General features: G+C 58.3%; 18 protein-coding genes and 1 riboswitch. Of the genes, 15 read left to right on the top strand and 3 right to left on the bottom strand.

Annotation, left to right across the window (positions count from 1 at the left end; translation table 11 throughout):
* Window positions 1-33 precede the first annotated feature (33 nt).
* Window positions 34-930, bottom strand: a complete 897-nt coding sequence (locus tag QQL78_RS09590; protein WP_284372877.1) for a lytic transglycosylase domain-containing protein — start codon at window positions 928-930, stop codon at window positions 34-36.
* 640 nt (window positions 931-1570) lie between these two features.
* Between QQL78_RS09590 and ftsY the strand changes: the two genes are divergently transcribed.
* The 4 genes from ftsY (at window position 1571) to QQL78_RS09570 (ending at window position 5153) form a co-directional block, all read left to right on the top strand.
* On the top strand, window positions 1571-2695 hold the full coding sequence (gene ftsY, locus QQL78_RS09585; protein ID WP_431358335.1) for a signal recognition particle-docking protein FtsY: 1125 nt from the start codon (window positions 1571-1573) through the stop codon (window positions 2693-2695).
* Between the two features lie 35 nt (window positions 2696-2730).
* Entirely contained in the window at window positions 2731-3528 is a 798-nt protein-coding gene (locus tag QQL78_RS09580) for a hypothetical protein (RefSeq protein WP_284372874.1), read from the top strand.
* A gap of 15 nt (window positions 3529-3543) precedes the next feature.
* On the top strand, window positions 3544-4446 hold the full coding sequence (locus QQL78_RS09575) for a DMT family transporter (protein WP_284372872.1): 903 nt from the start codon (window positions 3544-3546) through the stop codon (window positions 4444-4446).
* 101 nt (window positions 4447-4547) lie between these two features.
* On the top strand, window positions 4548-5153 hold the full coding sequence (locus QQL78_RS09570) for an inner membrane-spanning protein YciB (protein ID WP_284372870.1): 606 nt from the start codon (window positions 4548-4550) through the stop codon (window positions 5151-5153).
* Between the two features lie 64 nt (window positions 5154-5217).
* Here QQL78_RS09570 and QQL78_RS09565 read toward each other — a convergent pair whose 3' ends face one another.
* On the bottom strand, window positions 5218-5862 hold the full coding sequence (locus QQL78_RS09565; RefSeq protein ID WP_284372868.1) for a glutathione S-transferase family protein: 645 nt from the start codon (window positions 5860-5862) through the stop codon (window positions 5218-5220).
* An 86-nt stretch (window positions 5863-5948) separates the two neighbouring features.
* Window positions 5949-6025: riboswitch (SAM riboswitch) on the top strand.
* A 62-nt stretch (window positions 6026-6087) separates the two neighbouring features.
* Here QQL78_RS09565 and metZ point away from each other — a divergent pair.
* The 5 genes from metZ (at window position 6088) to QQL78_RS09540 (ending at window position 12137) form a co-directional block, all read left to right on the top strand.
* The gene (metZ, locus tag QQL78_RS09560) at window positions 6088-7278 is read left to right on the top strand and encodes an O-succinylhomoserine sulfhydrylase (RefSeq protein ID WP_284372866.1); all 1191 of its coding nucleotides are present in this window, start codon (window positions 6088-6090) and stop codon (window positions 7276-7278) included.
* A gap of 118 nt (window positions 7279-7396) precedes the next feature.
* Complete coding sequence (folE2, locus tag QQL78_RS09555; protein ID WP_284372864.1) at window positions 7397-8491, top strand: GTP cyclohydrolase FolE2; 1095 nt, start codon at window positions 7397-7399, stop codon at window positions 8489-8491.
* A gap of 186 nt (window positions 8492-8677) precedes the next feature.
* A complete protein-coding gene (locus tag QQL78_RS09550) occupies window positions 8678-8941 on the top strand; it encodes a hypothetical protein (protein WP_284372862.1) in 264 nt (87 codons plus the stop codon).
* Between the two features lie 140 nt (window positions 8942-9081).
* Complete coding sequence (locus QQL78_RS09545; protein ID WP_284372860.1) at window positions 9082-10530, top strand: TrkH family potassium uptake protein; 1449 nt, start codon at window positions 9082-9084, stop codon at window positions 10528-10530.
* 56 nt (window positions 10531-10586) lie between these two features.
* Complete coding sequence (locus tag QQL78_RS09540) at window positions 10587-12137, top strand: 5-guanidino-2-oxopentanoate decarboxylase (protein ID WP_386258919.1); 1551 nt, start codon at window positions 10587-10589, stop codon at window positions 12135-12137.
* Window positions 12138-12268: 131 nt separating this feature from the next.
* Here the strand turns inward: QQL78_RS09540 and QQL78_RS09535 are convergent, their stop codons facing one another.
* Window positions 12269-14071, bottom strand: a complete 1803-nt coding sequence (locus QQL78_RS09535) for a serine protease (RefSeq protein WP_284372856.1) — start codon at window positions 14069-14071, stop codon at window positions 12269-12271.
* Between the two features lie 168 nt (window positions 14072-14239).
* On the opposite strand from QQL78_RS09535, the gene QQL78_RS09530 reads away from it, so the two are divergent.
* From QQL78_RS09530 to QQL78_RS09505, 6 genes are all read left to right on the top strand, one after another.
* On the top strand, window positions 14240-15196 hold the full coding sequence (locus tag QQL78_RS09530; RefSeq protein ID WP_284372855.1) for a glycine--tRNA ligase subunit alpha: 957 nt from the start codon (window positions 14240-14242) through the stop codon (window positions 15194-15196).
* A gap of 55 nt (window positions 15197-15251) precedes the next feature.
* On the top strand, window positions 15252-15773 hold the full coding sequence (locus tag QQL78_RS09525; protein WP_284372853.1) for a DUF6446 family protein: 522 nt from the start codon (window positions 15252-15254) through the stop codon (window positions 15771-15773).
* Window positions 15774-15845: 72 nt separating this feature from the next.
* Complete coding sequence (locus QQL78_RS09520; protein WP_284372851.1) at window positions 15846-16679, top strand: DUF1206 domain-containing protein; 834 nt, start codon at window positions 15846-15848, stop codon at window positions 16677-16679.
* An 80-nt stretch (window positions 16680-16759) separates the two neighbouring features.
* On the top strand, window positions 16760-19057 hold the full coding sequence (gene glyS, locus QQL78_RS09515; protein WP_284372849.1) for a glycine--tRNA ligase subunit beta: 2298 nt from the start codon (window positions 16760-16762) through the stop codon (window positions 19055-19057).
* A 66-nt stretch (window positions 19058-19123) separates the two neighbouring features.
* Entirely contained in the window at window positions 19124-21691 is a 2568-nt protein-coding gene (gene ppdK / locus QQL78_RS09510) for a pyruvate, phosphate dikinase (protein WP_284372847.1), read from the top strand.
* A gap of 130 nt (window positions 21692-21821) precedes the next feature.
* Window positions 21822-22463 (top strand): cell wall hydrolase, encoded by a 642-nt coding sequence (locus QQL78_RS09505; protein WP_284372845.1) that lies wholly within the window; start codon window positions 21822-21824, stop codon window positions 22461-22463.
* The last annotated feature ends 17 nt before the right edge of the window (window positions 22464-22480 follow it).

The following is a 22480-nucleotide window of genomic DNA, read 5'->3' as shown; positions in this document are numbered from 1 at the left end:
CGGTTTGTAAAAAATCCTGGCAGTCCTGATCAGTCAGTTTTCAACAACCCGACAGGAACACCGCTGACGGCGCATGGCGGCGCAAAGCTGGCGGGCCGCATCCTTGCTGTTGCGGCCGAACCGCGCGAAGTAATAGCCCTTTTTGCGGTCTACCCTATGAGGTTCGTAGATCAGCTGTGCTTTCTCACGCCCCAGCACCCCCCGGCAAGCGGCGGTCTTGGACCGCGCGGCGGCCTGCGCGCCTTTCTTTGATTGGGCAAACCCGACCTGAACGCCCCAGGGTTTGACCTTGGGCGCTGGCGGTTTCGGCTTGGCCAGCGGGGTGATCCGCCGGTTCTGCGCCATTGCATAGCAGGCAGGCAGGAAATTTTCGGTCTTGGACAGGCGCATGTCCTGCACCTTGGGTTTGCCATCGCGCCAGTCCTCGGCATTCAGCCCGGTGATGATCGGCACATAGTTCACGGTTTCAGGGGCCAGCCCCTTGCCCAGCAGGAAACCTTCGGCGCGCCGCTCTCCCCCGTTATAGCCAATCGCGGCCATGCCTTCATTGCCGTATTTCTTTAGCATTTCAGCGAGATATTGCGCTGAATGCTCCAGCGCGTCCGCTGGATTATAGGGGTCTTTTAACCCGCGCCGTTTGGCTGTGGAGGGGATAAACTGGGCAATGCCACGGGCATCGGCATGGGACAGGGCGTTGGGGTCAAACCGGCTTTCCTGCCAGATCAGCCGTGCTAAGAAACCGCTGTCCAGCCCGTGCCGCTGCGCGAAAATCTGGATTGCGTTGCAGGTGTCATAGACAAAATGCTGCGGGCGGATGCATTGGGCATGACCCCATTTCTGCGAGGAACACATGCGACCGGGATCGGCTTGTGCTGTGGTGGCAAAAGCAAGGGCCAAAACGGCGAATACAAGTACAGGGCGAAAACACATGGGGTGTTGTTGGGCACTGTGGGCACCTATGTCAATTACGACAGGCGCACTTCCATCCCTTGGGCAGAGCAGGTAAGCCTGAACGAAACTGGTGCGGAGGCCCGCTTTGGCGTTTTTCAAGAAACTAAAAGACCGACTGTTCAAATCCTCTTCAAAGATTGACGAGGGGCTTGAGGCGATTGTAGGCGATGGCGGCAGCGAAGACGCTGTTGTCGAGATAGAGGCACAAGAGGTGGCCTTGGCGATCGAGGCCGACGCAGAGGCTGCCCAAGACAGGGTTCAGGCAGAGAAAGACGCAGCGGCAGAGGCCCTGGCACAGCAAGCAGCCCAAGAGGAAGCTGCACGATTGGCAGCAGAGGTAGAGGCGGCAGAAGCCGAAGCACGAGAAGCCGCAGCAGCCTTGGCGTGGGAAGAGGCACGTAAGGCGCAGGAGCTGGCCGCAGCAGAGCAGGCGGCGAAAGAGGCAGCCCGTGCAGAGGCTGCAGAACGCGCCCGCGCCGCAGAGGATCAGGCGATACGTGATGCGGCGGATGAGGCTGCAAAAGCGGCAGCACGTGAAGCGGCGCGTCAGGCAGAAGAGGCACGTTTACGCGAAGAGGCCGCTGCGGCAGAGGCTGCCCGTCTGGTCGAGGAACAGAGGCTGGCCGCGCAAGAGGCGCAAAAGGCCATTGAGGCCCGCCAACAGGAAGAGGCACGCCGCAGCGCAGAGACAGCACAGCGCGCGGCGGATGCGCAGGCTGCAGCGGAGCAAGAGGCGCAGGCAGAGGCCACGCGCGCCGCTGCCGAGGTTCCTGCACCGGCCACACCGGATCCGCTGAAGACGACCCTGACACCTGTGGCCCCGGATCTGGCCGAAACCACCGCGCCATCTGCAGCCAAACCCGGTTTGCTGGGGCGTTTGATGGGACGTGCCGCGCCTAAAACCGTGGTGCGCCGGGTGCTGGATGATGAAATGCTGGAACAGCTGGAAGAGCTGTTGATCACCGCCGACATGGGCGTCGATACCGCGTTGCGCGTCACGGCCAACATGGCCGAGGGACGGTTTGGCAAGAAGCTGTCGGTGGGCGAGATCAAGCAGCTGATGGCGGATGAAATCGCGCGGATCATGGAGCCCGTGGCCCGGCCCTTGCCGCTGTATCCCAAGACACCGCAGGTGGTTCTGGTGGTGGGGGTCAATGGCTCTGGCAAGACGACAACGATCGGCAAGCTGGCCAGTCAGTTCAAGGTGGCGGGCAAATCCGTGGTGGTTGCGGCCGGTGATACTTTCCGTGCCGCTGCGGTGGAACAATTGCAGGTCTGGGGTGAACGTGCCGGGGTGCCGGTATTGACGGCGGCGCAGGGGTCTGACCCGGCCAGCCTGGCCTTTGATGCGATGACACAGGCAGAAGCGCAGGGCGCGGATCTGTTGTTGATCGACACGGCAGGGCGGTTGCAAAACCGCAGTGATCTGATGGAAGAGCTGGCAAAGATTGTCCGGGTGATCCGCAAGAAAGACGAAACCGCCCCGCATAACACCTTGCTGGTGCTGGATGCGACAACGGGTCAGAACGCTGTTAATCAGGTGAAGGTCTTTCAGGACATCTCGGATGTCTCGGGTTTGGTGATGACCAAGTTGGACGGCACCGCCAAGGGGGGTGTGCTAGTGGCTCTGGCGGATAAATTCGGCCTGCCGATCCATGCAATTGGCGTGGGCGAGCAGATTGATGATCTATCGCCCTTCGATCCACAGGAATTTGCCGACGCGCTGGTCGGGTACGAGCGGTGAACACTGCCAACCATCCGATATTTCTAGACGCACCTTTGAGCCGGGAAATCACCCTGTCCACGGGGACGGCACCGATCCCGTATCACGTCTATGATGGCCATGGGATGATTGTGCTGGGCAGTTGTTCAGCTGCCGCGCTTGCGGATCGCTTTGCCGGACAGGATGTTCACCTGGTGCTATCTGCATCGGGAGAGGCCATTGTGGTCCTGTTTTTCTGTGATTTTGCCAAGGCCAGCCATGGGCCGCATCTTGAGCTGCACATGACGGTCTTGGCCGCACCCAAGCAGGGCGAAACCCTCAGCGACGATCCGGCCGCATGGCTGGCCGCAGTAGCGACGCGTCAGGATTGGGGTATGCTGAGCCTGCATCTGTGGAACGACACACCACAGGTGGTTGCCTACAACAGCGAATACCTAGGGCTGCAAGCCGCGCAGTGTCAGGGACAGATCGCTGTTGCAAAAGACCAGGTTGTATTTGATTTTTCAGATGGTGAAGGGGCATCACTTGCCTCTGGCAGGCTCCGGCGCATGCCACGTTCCGACGCGGGGCTGATGTGGCGTGTGATGCGTGGGTTGGGCTGGCGTGGCATTTGGGCCGCGCTGCGCAGTCGCCCGGCATCCGCCCATCTGATTAACCGTAAATCCGCGGTGTTGAACCGCAATGGCCGGGCGCAAACTTTTACTGCCCCGGATAAGATGGTTGTCACGTCCTTTAATCCTACGTTGGACCGACTGGCGTTTGGCGGTGTGTTGGCGCGCTATGGAATTGCGGCGAAAGTTACCCAGCATATCTGGCCATTCCGTTTTGTGTATCGCCATCCCGATGATGTCTAAGGTGGTGATCGTTGCATGACAGACTGGCTGTTATCCATTGAGGGGACCGAAACCGGTCATACCGTTGCGCTGTTCCTCGCCATCATGGCGGCATTCCTGCATGCGGTTTTCGGAGCCTTGCAGAAGGGGCGGCATGATCCGTGGCTGACCCGCGGGGCGATTGATTTTTTCTATTGTATCATGGCCGCACCCTTTGCCCTGTTTGTGGTGCCCTGGCCGGAACCGCATATGTGGGTGATCTTCTTTGGGGCCTTCGTTATTCACATTATCTACAAGTGCTTGCAGGCTTGGGCCTATACCAAGGGGGCCTATACGGTGGTCTACCCCGTGGTGCGCGGCACGGGGCCGCTGTTTGCGGTCATCGGGGCCTATCTGATTTTTGATGAACGTTTTACGCTGGTGCAATGGATGGGAGTCGGGGTGCTTTTGGCCGGGATCTTTGGTCTGGCGCTGTATAACATGCGCAATCTGGTGGCAGAACGTGACACGCTGAATGCCGCCCTTGCGATTGCTGTGCTGACGGGATTGTTCGTGGCACTTTACACCACCTATGACGCCTATGGTATCCGCGCCACGGCGAACCCGTTTACCTTTCTTGCGTGGTTTTTCATGATCGACGGTCTGGTCATGCCGTTCATCGCCGCGCGGCGCTGGATGCGCATGGAAAACGCCCCGGCCCTGGCACCTTTGATGACTCGTGGTCTGGCAGGCGGGATTATTGCGTTTCTCAGTTTTGGGGCGATCATGATGGCCACGCGGCTGGACAAAGTGGGCGAGGCGGCGGTTCTGCGTGAAACATCTACAGTCTTTGCCGCCGTCATTGGCGTGGTTTTCCTGAAAGAAACCGTGGGACCGCGCCGTGTTGCCCTGATGGCATTGATTGCAGCTGGCGCTGTGATAGTTGAGATGGGCGGATAACGCAGTTTGGAAAACGCAGAGAAACGACATATCGCCAATGTCATGTGCGCGGTGGCGTATTGGCGTTTCATGGATTTGCACAAGCGCAAGAGGACAGCACGATGGATCAACCGAAAACCATAAATCCGATCCTGAAACAGGTGCTGGAACTGGGCCCGCCTTTGCTGTTCTTTGTCATCTACCTGCGCATCCGGGATGATGTGTTCACCTTTGGGGGAACTGAATATTCAGGATTTATCGTGGCGACACTGGTGTTTGTGCCGATCCTGCTGATTGCGATGGGGGCGCTGTGGATGCTGACCGGGCAACTTAGCCGGATGCAGATTTTCACTGCCTTCATGGTGATATTCTTTGGCGGGCTGACCGCGTGGTTCAATGATGAACGGTTTTTCAAAATGAAAACCACCATCGTTTATGGGTTTTTCGCAACGATCCTGTCGATCGGGTTGCTGCGTGGGCAAAGTTATCTGGCCTATGTCATGTCGGAAATGATCCCGATGAAACATGAGGGCTGGATGCTGTTAACGCGGCGGTTAACCGTGTTTTTCATTGTGCTTGCCGTGGCGAATGAGCTGGTCTGGCGTACCATGTCGACGGATGCCTGGGTAAAGATTGAAACTTTCGGCTTTCCGGCGTTGATGTTTCTTTTCCTGTGGTCGCAGATCGTGGCGCTGGAACGGTTTACCGAAATCGACGAGTCTGAGTAACCGGACTTTTTAGAAAGCCCGGTCCGGTTTGTTTCGAACGCCGTTCCCTACAAGGGCCAGGTTCCTAGCTTTTGCGCAGTTCCGCGAATAAGGCGCGTCCCCGTTGAACCCCCTCACGTGCGCCCATTTGGTCCAGCCAGCGGGCCATATGGGGCTTGTCCTCCAGTGTTTGCTGCTGACCTTCCCACAAAGACGCCCAGCCCCAGATCGAGAAATCCGCGATGGAAACAAAGTCGCCGGCAACAAATTCATGTTTTGCCAGTTGCCGGTCCAACACGCCGTAAAGCCGCGCGGTTTCTGCGCGGTAGCGGTCTTTGGCATAGGGTACATCTTCCTTGGCAAACTTCAGGAAATGATGCGCTTGCCCTGCCATTGGCCCAAGCCCGCCCATTTGCCACATCAGCCATTGCTCAACAGCAATCTGTTCACGCGGTGTCGTGCCGCCAAACCGCCCTGTCTTGCGTGCCAGATATTGCAGGATCGCGCCGCTTTCAAAGACCGAAACAGGGGCACCGTCCGGCCCATCAGGGTCCACAATTGCAGGCATCCGGTTGTTGGGGGCAATTTCCAGAAAGGCGGGGGCGAATTGATCCCCTTTGCCGATGTTGATCAGATGGGTGGTATAGGGCAGGCCCATTTCCTCCAATGCGACAGAGATTTTCCAGCCGTTGGGGGTGGGCCAATAATATAGGTCTATAGGGGGGATCATACCGGGCTCCTTACTGTTTGCGCCATGATGACGAAAACACAGCCGTTGCCAAGGTGGCGGATTGACGAAACCCGGTGACAGGCGTATGTCCGTCTCGTGGTGATTTGTTACCGGATTGCGGGCCACGTTAAACAATCTGCTAAAAGGTCAGGATGAAAGCCCCCTTTCGCTTGACCGCGTCTGGGGTTTTTTATTGCCCGCTGGTCGGGTCGGAAGGATAGAGACATGAGCGACAGCACCCAAAACAACTGGCACAGAAGCACCCGCGCGGTGCATGACGGCACGCGGCGCAGCCAGTATGGCGAGGTCTCCGAAGCGATCTTTATGACGCAGGGGTTTGTCTATGAAACCGCCGAACAGGCCGAAGCGCGTTTTGAAAACGCGGGGCCGGACGAATTTATCTATGCACGGTATGGCAATCCCACAGTGGCGATGTTCGAAGACCGGATTGCCTCACTTGAGGGGGCAGAAGATGCCTTTGCCACGGCCTCGGGCATGGCGGCGGTCAACGGGGCCTTGATGTCGATCCTCAAGGCGGGCGATCATCTGGTGTCCGCGCGGGCCCTGTTCGGCTCCTGTCTTTATATCGTAGAGGAAATCCTGCCGCGTTTCGGGGTCGAGGTGACCTTGGTTGATGGCGAGGATCTGGCCCAGTGGGAGGCGGCGATCCGTCCCGACACGCGGGCGGTGTTTTTTGAATCCCTATCCAACCCCACATTGCAGTTGGTTGATATCAAATCGGTTTCTGCGCTGGCCCATGCCAAAGGCGCATTGGTTGTGTGCGACAATGTTTTTGCCACACCGGTCTATTCCGACGCAATCGCGCAGGGCGTTGATCTGGTGATCTATTCGACAACCAAACATATCGACGGGCAGGGGCGTGCCCTTGGCGGAGTGATCCTTGGCAGCCGGGAGTTGATCCGCAAAACAGTTGAACCTTTCATGAAACATACCGGCGGTTCGATGAGTCCGTTCACCGCGTGGATCATGCTCAAGGGATTGGAAACCATGGCGCTGCGTGTGAAGGCGCAGACCGCATCGGCACTGGAAATCGCGCAGAAACTGCAAGGGCATGCGCAGCTGAGCAGGGTAATCTATCCCGGTTTGCCGGACCATCCGCAGCATGCGCTTGCGTTGGCGCAGATGGGGGCAGGGGGCACGATGCTGGCGATTGAGATCAAGGGCGGCAAGGACGCCTCCTATCGCTTTCTCAACGCCTGTAAGATTGGCATCATTTCGAACAATCTTGGCGATGCCAAAACCATCCTGACACCACCTGCCTTTACCACGCATCAGCGTCTGCCGCAGGATCAGAAGGATGCACTGGGTATTACACCCGGTTTGGTGCGTATTTCGATTGGTCTGGAGGATGCGGGTGATCTGGCAGCGGATTTCATCGCGGCGCTTTCGCATTGAATATGTCGGTTTCACGGGGGGTTAACCCCTGTGAACCGGGCTAAACTACTTCGTGATTGGTAATCATGCTATGACCCCCTAAGTATAGGGGGTGTAGCGGCCAGAAGGGGCTCAGCCGATGAATGTCATAACCTCAGTCGACAAGGCACCTGAACGGGCGCAAGCCGAAGAGGCACTTGCCACGCTCAAGGCATGGGCGACAAGCGCCACGCAGGAAGAAATTGAAGCCCTTGATCCAGCGGTATCGCGCCTGTTGTCGCAGACCGCTGCCTATCCCGAATTCAACCGCAGCTATCCCGACGATTTTGCGGTTGGCGATACGTATCACGCCAGCCTGCCGGATTTGCAGAACGGACCGTCCAGCCTGATCCGCGGTGCGCAGCAGCAGATCCAGCATGTGGGCATCTCCAACTTTCGCCTGCCCATCGGCTTCCACACCCGTGATGCCGGCGATCTGATCCTTGAAACATCGGTCACAGGGTCGGTCAGTCTGGAAGCAGATAAGAAGGGCATTAACATGTCCCGCATCATGCGCAGCTTTTACAAACATGCTGAACGCACTTTCAGTTTTGAAGTGATCGAAGCAGCGCTGGATGATTACAAGGCCGATCTGGACAGTATGGATGCGCGTATCCAGATGCGGTTCAGCTTTCCGATGAAGATTGAATCCTTGCGTTCGGGCCTGTCGGGTTATCAGTATTACGATGTGGCGCTTGAGCTGGTAGAGAAGGACGGGGTGCGTCAGAAAATGATCCACCTCGATTATGTCTATTCCAGCACCTGCCCCTGTTCGCTGGAACTGTCCGAACATGCCCGCGCAACGCGGGGACAACTTGCAACTCCGCATTCGCAACGCTCGGTGGCGCGGATTTCGGCGGTGATCAACTGTGATGGGAATTGTCTGTGGTTTGAAGATCTGATCGACGCCTGCCGCCGCGCGGTGCCGACCGAAACGCAGGTCATGGTCAAGCGCGAGGATGAACAGGCCTTTGCTGAGTTAAACGCCGCTAACCCGATCTTTGTCGAAGATGCGGCACGGCTGTTTTGTGAACAATTGTTGGCAGAGCCGCGGGTCGGGGATTTTCGTGTCATCGCCAGCCATCAGGAAAGCCTGCACAGCCATGACGCAATTTCGGTGCTGACCGAAGGGTCGACCTTCGAGATGCAAAGCATCGACCCAAAGCTGTTTAATACCCTTTTCCACGTCGGCTAAACGCCGCGTCTTTCCCAACAATTGAAGATTAAAAACGGCGTGTCATTGGACGCGCCGTTTTGCTTTACGCTGCGTTGCGGCATGCGTTTAGCGCCGACCCGCTATGCAGTTTTGTGTGTTTTCTGCAATGCAGCAAGCCCTTAGATGCTTGTTCAACGAGTAACACAAAGTAAAGAAGCACATATCATGGCTTACCAAGATTTCGCATCCTCCAGCAAAGATGCCTCGGCTGTTCTCAGCCACGAGATCACTGCAACCCGTAACTTTTTTGCCCGCATCGGGGCAGCTTTTGAACGGACCATCAATGTCCTGGCGGTTGCCTCTACTGGCCAGCGCCGGGTAGAGCAGGTTCAGATGTTGAAAGCCAAATCTGACGCAGAGCTTGCAGAGTTGGGGATCAAGCGCGACGACATTATACATTTTGTTTTCCGCGATCTGTATTATCTCTGATCCTGGCTGAACTAGCCTTTGCCGAAGTTTTGCAAATGGCCCGTTCCTCTCCCCGGTTTTCGGGGGAGGGCGGGCCATTTTCGTGATCAGAACGCGGTGATCGCTTGACACTTCATTGGCCTCGCGCCAACGCTGCGACCATGTTGGATTTGCGCCCAGTTGGATATGTTGTTGGCCTGTTGGTGGCTGTGCTGGGCCTTGCCATGATCTTGCCAATGCTGGTGGATATTGCCGAAGGGCGCGGGCATTGGCGCGTCTTTGCGGAATCCGCACTGATCACAACCCTTGCCGGGGGTATGATTGCACTGGCCTGCGCCAATGGGGTGCGCGAGGGGCTGACGATCCAGCAGACCTTTCTTTTGACCACGGGCGTCTGGTTGATGTTGCCGCTGTTCGGTGCCTTGCCATTTATGCTGGGGGCCACTGGGTCCGGGTTCACGGATGCGTTTTTCGAAGCGATGTCAGGGCTGACCACCACCGGTTCTACCGTGCTAAGCGGGCTTGAGACTCTGCCAAAAGGCTTGCTGTTGTGGCGCGGCATTCTGCAATGGCTGGGCGGTGTTGGTATCATCGTTGTGGCGATGGTGTTCCTGCCTGAACTCAAGGTCGGCGGCATGCAGATCTTTAAATCCGAAGGGTTCGATACTTTTGGTAAAATTCTGCCCCGCGCTGGTCAGATCGCCACGCAGATTTCGGTCATCTACCTCTGGCTGACGCTGGCCTGTGTGCTGTGTTACGTATCCGTCGGGCTAAGTGTTTTTGACGCGACTGTGCATGCCTTGACCACCATCGCCACCGGCGGTTTCGCGAATTACGACGCATCCTTTGGGGCGTTTTCCGGCAATGCGGAATATGTGGCCTCGCTTTTCATGATCCTCGCGGCCTTGCCCTTTGTGCGCTACGTGCAACTATTGAACGGCAATGCCATGGCCTTGCACCGTGATCCGCAGGTGCGCGGGTTTATCCTGACCCTTCTTGTCCTTGTCGGGATCACGATCATTGTTCTGCATCAGGTGTTCCCGCATTCCTGGGAAAAGAACTTTCGTGAGGCGCTGTTTAACATCACTTCGATCATTTCCGGCACCGGCTATGCCAGTGTGGATTACATGCAATGGGGCGGCTTTGCGGTGACGCTCTTCTTCTTCATTGGCCTGATTGGCGGTTGTGCGGGTTCCACCGCCTGTTCGATCAAGATTTTCCGGTATCAGCTGTTGCTGGCCTCGATCCGCGCCCAGCTGCGACGCATCCGCTCGCCGCACGGAATCTTTACACCACGCTATGACGGGCGGCCTGTGGGGCCGGATGTTCTGTCCTCGGTGATGTCATTTTTCATGTTCTTTATTGTGACCCTTGGACTGGTTGCTGTCGCGCTGAGCCTTACGGGGCTGGATTTCATCACCTCTGTCTCGGGCGCAGCGGCAGCATTGGCCAATATCGGCCCCGGTCTGGGACCGATCATCGGACCGGCCGGTAATTTTGCCAGCCTTAACGACACCGCCAAATGGATCCTGACCATTGCCATGCTGATTGGCCGGCTGGAGCTGCTGGCGGTCTATGTCATTTTAACCGTTAAATTCTGGAGAGCCTGATGGCCGAGACAAAGCTTGCCCCCGATGCCAAACCATTGGGCGCACAGATTTCGCATATGTTGAAAGACCGCGGTGTCGATGTCATCTTTGGCATTCCCGGCGTGCACAACCAAGAGATGTATCGCGGCATTGAAGAGGCGGGCATCACCCATGTGTTGGCGCGTCACGAACAGGGTGCGGGGTTTATGGCTGATGGCTATGCCCGCGCGAGCGGCAAGCCGGGAGTGGCCTATGTGATCACCGGACCGGGGGTGTGCAATATCATGACCCCGATGGGGCAGGCCTATTCAGATAGCGTGCCGATGCTGGTGATTTCTTCCTGTCTGGACGAGGTCGCGGCGCAGCGCGGCCAGTTGCATCAGATGAAGGAGCAGCAAACGGCTGCGGCAACGGTCTGTGACTGGTCTGAAGAGGCGCGAACAGCGGAGGCAGCCTATGGGTTGATTGATCGCGCATTTGCGGAGTTCACCAGCGGACGGCCCCGCTCAAAGCACATACAGGTGCCGATTGTCCAGCTGGAAGCCACGGCCAATCCGGCACCACCCAAGCTGGCAGCCGTGCAGGCAACCGGATATCGCCCGGCGGATGTGACGCAACTGGTCAAGATGCTGGCCGATGCGCAAAAGCCGCTGTTTGTCTTTGGCGGTGGGGCCGCGCAGGCGTGGAAAGCCGCGCGTCAGGTGGTATCGGCCTGTGGTGCTGCCAGCATGAGCAGCTATGCAGGGCGCGGGATCATTCAGGGTGATGCGCCACTGAACTACGGTGCATGTCTGGCGCGGGGCGACAGCGCCACCGTGCTGGCAGAGGCGGATCTGGTCATCGCCATCGGCACGGAACTGGCCGAAGTGGACCTCTGGCGGCCTGATCTGGGGCATGACGGCGATCTGGTGCGCATTGATCTGGACCCTGAAGTCCTGTCTGATCCGCAACGCGCCAGCCACCCCATGCAGGCCGAAGCAGGGGCATTTCTGAAAGCACTGGCCGCAGAACTGCCGGAAGGCAGGGGAAAAACTGGCTGGCAGGCAGATAAGGTTGCGGCAACCCGTGCCCGCTGGCGGGCAGAGACAGATGCAGAACGGCCCGGTATCGTGCCAATCTGCGATGCCCTGCGTGAGGTTATACCGCCAGATACGATGATCTATTCCGACATGACCCAATTTGCCTATGTGGCCAAGGAGGTCTGGGACATGGACCGCCCCGGACATTGGCACCACCCCTATGGCTTCGGCACGCTGGGATATGCCACACCCGCGGCGATTGGCGGCGCGGTTGCACGTCAGGGCAAGCCGACCATGGCGATTATCGGGGATTACGGGTTTCACTATACGATGCAGGAACTGGGTGTCGCGGTGGAACTGGTGTTAAGCCTGCCGATCATCCTTTGGGACAATGGCAAGCTGGGCGAGATCGAAGACAGCATGGTGCGCGCGCAGATCGCGCCGAATGCTGTGGTGGCCCGCAATCCTGATTTTGTGAAGCTGGCAGAGGCCTTTGGCGCGCGGGCGGTGGCACCGGCGGATTTGGCGCAAATGCAAGAAGCGGTCACCAAGGCGTTCGCAGCGGACGGGCCGACCCTGATTTATTTAACCCCTGCGATTTTGGAGTAGGCGTTTTCTTTAAAAGAAACCGGCCCGGAGTTTAGAGAAAGTCCGGTTGACGCCGCGTTCAAAAGTTACCTGCGCGGGTCTATTTCCTTAAAGATTAGGGCAAGACTTTTGCGCAGGTCTTGCCCCCTTGTTCATTCCCAGCAGCTGACCAGCACGGTCATGCCCTGTGCAGCCATCCGCAAATCTCGTGGGGCCACGGTGCCGGTACGACCCGTTGCATTCAGCTGAACGCCTGCCTGTGCCGCCAGTGCCGCAACAGATCCACCATCCAGTGCAAAACTGACATCTTCGGGCAGTTCCTGTGCGCCTGATGCCTTTGGCAGCAACATCCCCACCACATTGCCGCTGGCGTCAAACACCGGGCCACCTGCATCACCGGCCTGTGCCTTCAGCGCCAGACGGTTAAGATGTTCCTCACCGGACAGCCCGCGCACGTCAGCCACTTTGCCAAAGGTCAGGGTCGCCGCGGAAAGCACGCCCTCGTAAGAATAACCAGCCACAGAGATTTCCGATTGCAGACGTGGGGTGCCCAGATCAAAGGCAGCAACCGCCAGCGGGGCAAGGGCGCTGCGGGGCTTCAGGATCGCGATGCCCTTGTCGGCGTCCTGCGCCAGAATATCGGCATCAGTGTCGCCGTCCACGGTCAGGCGACCACAGGAGGCGACAGCCTCTGCCGTGGTCACAACCGTGCCGCTGCGATCAATGAAGAAGCCCGAACGCGCCAGTTTTGCCTGCCGGATCTGAAGGCCGGCAACCAGATCAATCGCTTGTTCGCTGTCGCCGCCTGCCGCAGGATCCAGCACAGCGGGCAAACGGGTAAAGCTTTTCTCCAGTTCGTCCATCACACGGCTGCGGCGGGTTTCATCGCCGGCGGGCCAGATCAGGGTAAACCCTTTGACCTGACCGTCTTGCAGGGAGGCCCGGGTTTCGCTGACGATCTGAGCGTTTTCCCCAACCAGCGTAAAGGAAGAGTTCTTGCGCTCGCGCGGCCCGTTCAGGGGGACGATCTCAAGCGTTTGCATGATGTCATAGAGACCAAACAGCGTGTTCTGGTCACCGGCCTGCGAGATCAGCAAGATCCGCGCACCGATGTCACCGGTGCTGTCATATTGCGCAAAAGGTGCCTCGTATCTGGCAAAACCGACCTCGGCCGTGGGCATCACCATTTCGATCCCCGCCTGATCATCCCGCACCAGTTGCAGCCCCAATCCGTCAAGCACAGCGTTATATTGTTTCAGCAGGGCAGCCCGTTGCAAGGTGGTCAGGACGCCCGTGATTTCAAAATTATTCGCTTCCTGCCAAGCTGCCATCGAGCTGCGGGTGCCGCGCCCGTAAGAACCGTCAATCGCGGCATTGTAAAAACCGGCCCATTTCAGCGCGATTTGCAGATCCTTGCGCTCCTGTGCGCTCAGGTCGCGCTCACTGCGCCGGGCCTCGGACAGGGTTTCATCCGCAGCTTGCACGACAGGCACCTCTGGCACTTCGGGTGTCGCGGGTTCGACAGGTGGGGTCGGCGATGTCGCCGCCGGTGGCGCGGTGGCGATGTCCACCGCATCCGGCGCAGTCACCACATCGCGGTTCAGCACATTGGCACCCACCGGCCAGAATTGCTGGCGAAAGCTGCTGGAAAGCTGGATGAAACTGTCACGTGGGACAATCCCGCTGCGCACATATTGACGCAACACCTGTTCCGCGTCCGACCGCAGGTAGGGGCCAACCGCGATCGCGTACCAGCCGCCACCCAGTGAAAACCCGTTCACATCTTCCACGATCTCTGAATAGACGCGGGCGCGGGCTGTTGCTTCGGACAGCCGCGGCTGTGCCTCGATCTGGACCCAGACGACATCATCGGGTGATTGTGCAAAGGCCGCTGAGTCAAGAAAAACGAACAGGGTGAAAATCGCTGCCAGCAAAGCCGAAAGGATACGCGTCATAGGTGAAGTTTCTCATGTGATTCATAGGTTGCGGAGATTAAGCAGGAAACTGCTAGAAACGCCATGGTTGCATTGGCGATTTGCCGCGTGATTTTGTAGGTGTGATGCAATTGACGCCCAAGGGTGGGGACCGTAGGTAGAAGCCAAAGCCAACGAGAGGCAATTGAGATGTCCCAGACCGCCGAAATACCCCAGAACACAGCAAAACCAAAATCGTTTCAGGCGATCATTTTGGCGTTGCAGAACTATTGGGCCTCGAAAGGCTGTGCCGTGTTGCAGCCCTATGACATGGAGGTCGGGGCAGGTACGTTTCACCCGGCCACCACGTTGCGCTCGCTTGGCACACAGCCCTGGGCCGCCGCCTATGTGCAGCCCTCGCGCCGCCCGACGGACGGGCGCTATGGTGAAAACCCGAACCGCTTGCAGCATTATTACCAGTATCAGGTGCTGATCAAACCCAGCCCGCCAAACCTACAAGAGCTGTATCTTGGCAGCCTTGAGGCCATCGGTATCAACATGGACCTGCATGACATCCGCTTTGTCGAGGATGACTGGGAAAGCCCGACGCTTGGTGCCTGGGGGCTGGGCTGGGAAGTCTGGTGTGACGGCATGGAAGTCAGCCAGTTCACCTATTTCCAGCAGGTCGGGGGGCATGATTGCCATCCGGTGTCGGGCGAATTGACGTACGGGCTGGAGCGTCTGGCGATGTATGTGCTGGGCGTGGACCATGTAATGGACATGCCGTTCAACGATCCGGATGCGCTGATCCCTCTGACCTATGCCGATGTATTCAAGCAGACCGAAGAAGAATACGCGCGCTGGAACTTTGACACCGCCAATACCGAAGTGTTGTTGCGCCAGTTTGAAGAAGCGGAGGCGCATTGTAAGGCCATCCTTGAAGAGCCTGCCCAAGACCCCAAGACCGGCAAGCGCATCATCATGGCGCATCCGGCCTATGACCAATGCATCAAGGCCAGCCATATGTTCAACCTGCTGGATGCACGCGGCGTGATCTCCGTAACCGAGCGGCAGGCCTATATCGGACGGGTTCGTGCCTTGTCGAAAATGTGTGCTGATGCCTTTGTGCAGACCCGTGCGGGCGGTTGGTCAGAGGACGCAGCGTGAGCAGCGCTGCACGCCATCGTTCCCTCAAACAGCGCGCATACGCGGGACGTCAAATATGACCGGTAGAATAATAGGGATCGTGATCGTGATTTCAGCACTTATCGCCGGCGCGGGGCTGTATTACCTGCAAATCTATGGCTTTTATGAAGCTGTGGCTGAGGAAGAAGTGACTCTTGTGTCGCTGAACACAGATGCCCCCGAGCCGATCCTTTTTGACAGTTTCGAAGCAATTGATGCGGACAGCTCTCCGATCCGCTATCGCGCCTGTTTCACCACCACGCAAAGCCTTGCGTTTCTGACTGAAAGCTATGTGCTGATTGATGATGTCGAACCGCGCAACGCCCCGGCCTGGTTTGATTGTTTCGACGCGGCGGCAATTGGCGGTGAAATCACCGCGGGCACTGCACTTACTTTTCTGGGCGCGAAAAACGTGCACTATGGCGTGGACCGCATTGTTGCCATCACCGAAGACGGGCGTGGCTATGTTTGGCACGAGCTGAACGATTGTGGTGAAAAAGCCTATGACGGGACGGTCGTGGGTGAAGAATGCCCGGCCTTGCTGGATACCACCAAATAAAACGCTGCCGGTCATACATCGTAGACGGAACCATTCGCCCCTTTGCTGACTTAGGTTTGTAAAGGGGCACCAATGATTTCCGCATCTCATGAAGCACTGAAATGGACGATGCGGGCCGGTTACGCCGCGCGCGGCGTGATATATGTGCTTGTTGGCGGTTTGGCTTTTTGGGCGGCCTTCAGCCCGTCACAACCCGAAGGCACCAAGGATGCACTGACCCAACTGCGTGCCGCGCCTCTGGGCATTGCGATGCTTTTGTGTATCGCCATCGGATTGCTCGCCTATATGATCTGGCGCATCGTTGCTGGTGTGGTGGATGTGGAGGAACATGGCCGGGGTGCCAAGGGAGTCTGCGCCCGACTGGGACAGATCATTACCGGGGGGATCCATGGCGGGATTGGCCTGTCCATCATGGCCTTGGCCATTGGCAGTGCCGGGGGCGGTGAAAACAGTCAAATTGCCTGGACGCAAGCGGTGCTTGATCTGCCCGGCGGGCGGGGGATCGTTGCCACTGGTGCGCTGGTGCTGGCGGGGGCGGGGTTGTACTACGTCAAGAAGGGGGCCTTGTCCGAATATCAGGATCACCTTGCTTCTGCCCCATTGCTGTCGCGGATCGATCCCTTGTTGAAATACGGGTTGATCATCTATGGCGGGCTGCTGGTGCTGGTGGCGGTCTCCTTCGGATTTGCTGCCTGGCACGGCGAGGCGTCACAATCCGGCGGTTTGGGTCAGGCCTTGCAGAGCCTGCGTGATTTGGCCTTTGGTCGTATGCTGCTGGGGTTTGCGGGGCTTGGGCTGATCGCCTTTGCGCTTTATAATCTGGCCGAGGCCATCTGGCGGATTGTGCCAGCCATTGACGGACCCGACGTGGAAACCATGCGCCGTGCCGCGCAACGGTTGACCTAGGGCTGGACCCGCCCGCGCGGTATCGGTATCACGCGGCAAACACTGCCGCACCATTTGCGGATTACCCAAGGATACTTGCCGTGCCCGACCTGCTGATCGAACTCTTCTCCGAAGAAATCCCCGCCCGCATGCAAACACGTGCCGCTGCGGACCTGCAAAAGCTGGTGACAAACGGTCTGGTTGAGGCCGGTTTGACCTATGCCTCTGCCGCTGCCTTCAGCACCCCGCGCCGGTTGACGCTGACGCTTGAGGGGATGTTGGATGCCTCACCGGCTGTTGTCGAGGAACGCAAAGGTCCCAAGGCCGATGCACCCGAGAAAGCCATCGAAGGGTTCCTGCGCGGGGCAGGGGTGACACGGGATCAATTGGAAGAGCGCGACACGCCCAAGGGCAAGATCCTGTTCGCCAAGATCAACAAACAGGGCCGTCCCGCTGCCGAGATCATTGCCGAGGTGCTGGAACAGACGATCCGCAATTTCCCATGGCCCAAATCCATGCGCTGGGGCAGTGGCAGTTTGAAATGGGTGCGCCCCTTGCATTCGATTGTCTGTGTGATGTCCGCCGAAGATGGTGCGCAGATCGTACTGCTGGAGGTGGACGGGATCACATCCGGCGATACCACCTATGGTCACCGTTTCCTTGCGCCTGACGCGATTAAGGTCACCGGGTTTGAGGACTACGAGGCGAAGCTTGCCCGCGCTAATGTTGTGCTGCGCGCTGATGCCCGCGGCGAAACCATTTGGAACGATGCCACCAATGTGGCCTTTGCCAGCGGCATGGAAGTGGTCGAGGATGCCGGATTGCTGGCCGAGGTGGCCGGGCTGGTTGAATGGCCGGTTGTGCTGATGGGTAATATTGCCGACGACTTCCTTGGCCTGCCGGCTGAGGTGCTGCAAACCTCGATGAAAGAGCACCAAAAGTTCTTTTCCGTGCGCAACCCCAAGACGGGGCGCATTGAGAAATTCATCACCGTGGCCAACCGCACCACGGCTGACAATGGCGCGACAATTCTGGCGGGGAATGAAAAGGTACTGTCAGCGCGTCTGGCTGATGCCAAGTTCTTCTGGGAGAACGATCTGCGCGTGGCACAATCCGAGGACGGCATGGCCACTTGGGTCAAGGCGTTGGAAAACGTCACCTTCCACAACAAGCTGGGCACACAGGCCGAGCTGATCGAACGCATGGCCGTGTTGGCCCGCGAACTGGCCCCCATGGTGGGCGCGGATGCGGATGAGGCGGAAGCAGCGGCGCGGGTTGCCAAGGCTGATCTGTCGTCTGAAATGGTTTATGAATTCCCCGAATTGCAGGGCTTGATGGGGCGTTATTATGCGTCTGCGGCTGGCATGTCGGATGCGGTTGCGGCGGCGTGCGAAGAACACTACGCGCCTTTGGGGCCGTCCGATGATGTGCCGACCGCGCCGGTGTCCGTCGCCGTGGCCTTGGCCGAGAAGATCGACAAGCTGACGGGATTCTGGGCGATTGACGAGAAGCCGACGGGGAGCAAAGACCCCTTTGCTTTGAGAAGGGCTGCGCTGGGGGTTATTCGGATATTGGTTGAGAATGAGTTGGTTTTTTCATTTTCGGCTGTAGTTCACACTTCCTATGCGAAGATTATTAATTCGGTTGTGAACACGATCGCGGTATTCAAGGAACATAAAATTGGTAGCGGCGATACAGCTTACGAGACTTATTCTTTGGTTGGCGGCTTAGATGAACTTGACGGAGGTCTTGTCGACGAGATCTTATTCACTGAATTTAAGGGTCGCCAAGAGGGTGTAGGTCACCACGAAGGAACTTGGGTGGGCGACGACAAGGCGACGCTGCGACAGCTGGATTCAGTTGAGAAGATTAAAGCCGATCTCCTCTCCTTCCTCCACGACCGCCTCAAAGTCTATCTCAAGGACCAAGGCATCCGTCACGACATCATCGACGCCTGCATCGCTATGGAAGGCAACGACGATCTGACCCTGCTGGTCAAACGCGCCAAAGCTTTGTCGGAAACTCTCGAAACCGATGACGGTGAAAACCTGATTCAGGGCTTCAAACGTGCCAACAACATTCTGACACAGGCCGAGGAAGCCGATGGCGTTGAATACTCCTACGGCGCGGATGTGAAGTTCAGCGAAACCGACGAAGAGCGTGCATTGTTTAAGGCACTGGATGACGCAGAGGCGGTGATCACCCCCGCCATGGAGAAACAGGATTTCACCACCGCCATGTCCGCCATGGCCACCCTGCGCGCGCCGGTCGATGCGTTCTTTGATGCGGTGCAGGTGAACAGCGACAATGGCACGGTGCGGCGCAACCGGTTGAACCTGCTCAGCCGGATCCGCACGATCTGTACCTCTGTCGCCGATTTGACAAAGGTTGACGGGTAAGTGGTTTTTGTAACGCCCGCATAACATCGGGGGCAGCGCGCCCTTGCCAGACCAAACATAAGCCCTATGCTGCGCCTGAACATCAAGGGTGCCGCAGTGCAGAATAATCCAGATACCACATTGGTCACGGCGACCGGGCCGATTGCAAACCACACCCATGGCGGGCGGGCGAAATGCCTGCAACGCTTGGTGCGGCTTGATCTGCCGGTGCCGCGCACGGTGGCGCTGTCCTTTGACGCAGTACAGAAAATTGCCAAGGGCGAGATGCCGGATGTGGCAAATGTGGTGGCCGAGATGCCGCAGGGTGCATTGATGTGTGTGCGCCCTTCCAGTCAGGACCCCGATTGGGGCGGGCCGGGGGCGGTGCTGAACATCGGCATTAATGACACCCGGTTTGAAGAGCTCTGCACCACCATCGGGGAAGAGGCCGCCGCGGCGCTTTATACGCGGTTTGTTCAGGGCTATGCGATCAATGTCGCCCGCCTTGACCCGGATATGTTTGATGAGGTGTCCGGTGACGGGCGGGCCGCGTTGACACAATCCTTGCGGGCCTACGAGGCTGAAACCGAAGAACAATTCCCCCAAGACCCCGAGGTTCAACTGACGGCGGTGCTGCGGTCGATGGCGCGGGCCTGGGACGGCACATCAGCGCGTTTGTTGCGTCAGGCCAAAGGTGCGCCTGCGGATGCAGGGCTGGGCCTTGTGGTGCAGGAAATGGCCTTTGGTGTGGGCAACGGTCAATGCGGATCCGGTGTGCTGCAACTGGTGGATTCTGATACGGGGTTGCGCCAGATCACTGGTCGTTATCTCAGCCAGTCACAGGGGCGGGATGCCTTGGCCTCTGACGCGGGCAGCCTGTATCTGACCTGTGATCCGCGTGGCCCCTCGCTGGAAGAACTGGCACCGGAAGCATTTAAGGAGCTGACCGAACATGCGGCTTTGATGCGCCGCAAGCTACGCGCCGAAATGCAGGTCGAATTCGTGATTGAAGACGGCAAACTGCATATACTGGACGGTGTTGTGGTGGCGCGCTCTTCGCGGGCGGCGGTCAAAATTGCCGTGGCCTTGGCGGATGAAGGGATCATCCCGCGCGAGGAAGCTCTGATGCGGGTGGAACCGCGCACCCTGACAGAGCTGCTGCACCGCCAGATTGACCCGCGTTCCAAGCGGGATGTGATTGGCCGCGGGATCGCTGCCAGCCCCGGTGCGGCCACCGGGCGGATTGTGTTTTCGGCAAGCGAGGCACAGGCTTCCGCCTCGCGCGGTGAGGCCTGCATTCTGATCCGGCGCGAAACTTCGCCAGAGGATATTCGCGGCATGCATGCCGCTGCCGGTGTGTTGACGGAGCGCGGTGGTGTGACCAGCCATGCCGCGGTGATCGGGCGTGGCCTTGGTCTGCCCTGTGTGGTTGGTGTCTCCAACATCAAATTCAACCTGAGCAAAAAGCAGATTGTCACCAAAGAGGGCCGTGTTTTCGAAGAGGGTGACGAGATCACCGTGGACGGATCCAGCGGTACAATCCTTGCGGGCTCCGCCCAGATGATAGAGGCCGCACTGGATGAGAATTTCACCCGGTTGATGGGCTGGGCCGAGGATGTGGCCGATATCGGTGTGCGGGCCAATGCCGACACACCAGCGGATGCGCAAACCGCACGCAACTTCAACGCCCATGGTATCGGGTTATGCCGCACGGAACATATGTTCTTTGAGGCGGGGCGTCTGACCGTGATGCGCGAGATGATCTTTGCCGAAACCGGCGAGGACCGGCGCGCCGTGCTGGAACGTCTGCTGCCGATGCAGCGGGATGATTTCAAAGAGCTGTTTCGCATCATGCAGGGGCAGTCGGTCTGTATCCGTCTGTTCGACCCGCCGCTGCATGAATTCCTGCCGATGCATAAAGCGGGCCAACGCGAGCTGGCGGATGCGCTGAACCTTCCTCTGTCGGATGTGACCCGGCGGATCGAGGCGATGTCGGAGTATAACCCGATGCTGGGTCTGCGTGGTGTGCGCCTCGGGGTGACAGTGCCGGAAATCTACGAAATGCAGGCGCGTGCGATTTTCGAGGCGACGGTCGAGGTCAGTCAGGACGGCGAACCTGTGGTGCCAGAGATCATGATCCCGCTGGTGTCTGCACGCCGCGAGGTTGAATTGGTCAAGACCGCGATTGACGCGGTAGCCGCCGCCGTGCGCACAGAACAGGACAGCAGCTTTGCCTATCGGTTGGGCATCATGGTCGAAACACCACGCGCGGCGCTGATGGCGGGCGAGATTGCACCACATTGTGCTTTCCTGAGTTTCGGCACCAACGATCTGACCCAGATGACCTATGGTCTGTCGCGCGATGACGCGGGGCGGTTCATGTCGGATTATGTGCAGCAGGGCGTGTTTGACGAAGACCCGTTTCATATGCTGGATACGCAAGGTGTGGGCGAGCTGTTGAAACTGGGCGCAGAACGCGGTCGCGCGGCACAACCGGGCATCACAATTTCGCTGTGTGGCGAACATGGCGGCAACCCCGAATCAATCGCATTTTGCCGCGATGCGGGGTTTGACTACGTCTCCTGTTCACCTTTTCGCGTTCCGGTTGCACGATTGGCCGCGGCCCAGCTGGCCATCAAACACAAGATAGGGTAGAAAGCCGGCGGGATCTTGCCACGGAGTGTGGCGCATAGCAGGTTTGCAGCCTTGCAGGGACCGGCACGCTTTACCATTTGGCGAATTATGCTAAGCGCTGGGCCAATTGCAACGACCTATGAGTTCCCTCATGCTGCCTATTCGTCAACTCTTCATCGCCTTGTTTCTGGGCACTTTGACCCTTGCTCCAGCGGTGGCTTCTGCCTCCTCGGAAAAAGCCAAGGATCTGGCACGCGTAGAACAGGCCGGGCTGAAACAGACCGGCAAGACCCGATTGAATGAATTGATGGTGCAGCCTGCGGTGTCCACAGGCGACGTAAAATTTTCGCGCAGCTGGATCGACAGCCAACCAAAGGCCAGCGGGTCCTCGCAGTGGCGTTGTCTGGCAGAAGCGCTGTATTTCGAAGCCCGGGGCGAGACGATCAAAGGGCAGTTTGCCGTGGCCGAGGTGATTATGAACCGGGTCAAAAGTGCACGTTTTCCGGGATCTCTTTGTGCGGTGATCAATCAGGGCACCGGCAAGAAATACCAATGCCAGTTCACCTATACCTGTGACGGCCATGCCGAGGTCATTGCGGAACCGCTTGCCTTCGCCCGCGTGGGCAAGGTTGCGCGCTATATGATCGATGGCAAAGTGCCTGCCCTGACCCAAGGTGCGACACATTACCATACCACTGCGGTGAACCCACGCTGGGCACGGGTCTATACCCGTACAGCAAAAATCGGTGTGCATCTGTTTTACCGGCACACGTGGCGGACAGCCTCCAACTGACGGTTTTCGGGACTGGC

Source organism: Sulfitobacter pacificus (assembly GCF_030159975.1).
Taxonomy (GTDB): Bacteria; Pseudomonadota; Alphaproteobacteria; order Rhodobacterales; family Rhodobacteraceae; genus Sulfitobacter; species Sulfitobacter pacificus.
This window is presented reverse-complemented; position numbering and strand designations above follow the sequence as displayed.

Bases quoted from the DNA above. Each gene is read 5' to 3' on its own strand.
- QQL78_RS09550 (WP_284372862.1), top strand. From the start codon at position 8,678: ATGGCTTACCAAGATTTCGCATCCTCCAGCAAAGATGCCTCGGCTGTT.
- metZ (WP_284372866.1), top strand. From the start codon at position 6,088: ATGAGCGACAGCACCCAAAACAACTGGCACAGAAGCACCCGCGCGGTG.
- QQL78_RS09540 (WP_386258919.1), top strand. From the start codon at position 10,587: ATGTTGAAAGACCGCGGTGTCGATGTCATCTTTGGCATTCCCGGCGTG.
- QQL78_RS09545 (WP_284372860.1), top strand. From the start codon at position 9,082: ATGTTGGATTTGCGCCCAGTTGGATATGTTGTTGGCCTGTTGGTGGCT.
- folE2 (WP_284372864.1), top strand. From the start codon at position 7,397: ATGAATGTCATAACCTCAGTCGACAAGGCACCTGAACGGGCGCAAGCC.
- ppdK (WP_284372847.1), top strand. From the start codon at position 19,124: ATGCTGCGCCTGAACATCAAGGGTGCCGCAGTGCAGAATAATCCAGAT.
- QQL78_RS09575 (WP_284372872.1), top strand. From the start codon at position 3,544: ATGACAGACTGGCTGTTATCCATTGAGGGGACCGAAACCGGTCATACC.
- QQL78_RS09520 (WP_284372851.1), top strand. From the start codon at position 15,846: ATGATTTCCGCATCTCATGAAGCACTGAAATGGACGATGCGGGCCGGT.
- QQL78_RS09590 (WP_284372877.1), bottom strand. From the start codon at position 930: ATGTGTTTTCGCCCTGTACTTGTATTCGCCGTTTTGGCCCTTGCTTTT.
- QQL78_RS09570 (WP_284372870.1), top strand. From the start codon at position 4,548: ATGGATCAACCGAAAACCATAAATCCGATCCTGAAACAGGTGCTGGAA.
- QQL78_RS09535 (WP_284372856.1), bottom strand. From the start codon at position 14,071: ATGACGCGTATCCTTTCGGCTTTGCTGGCAGCGATTTTCACCCTGTTC.
- QQL78_RS09525 (WP_284372853.1), top strand. From the start codon at position 15,252: ATGACCGGTAGAATAATAGGGATCGTGATCGTGATTTCAGCACTTATC.
- QQL78_RS09505 (WP_284372845.1), top strand. From the start codon at position 21,822: ATGCTGCCTATTCGTCAACTCTTCATCGCCTTGTTTCTGGGCACTTTG.
- QQL78_RS09530 (WP_284372855.1), top strand. From the start codon at position 14,240: ATGTCCCAGACCGCCGAAATACCCCAGAACACAGCAAAACCAAAATCG.
- QQL78_RS09565 (WP_284372868.1), bottom strand. From the start codon at position 5,862: ATGATCCCCCCTATAGACCTATATTATTGGCCCACCCCCAACGGCTGG.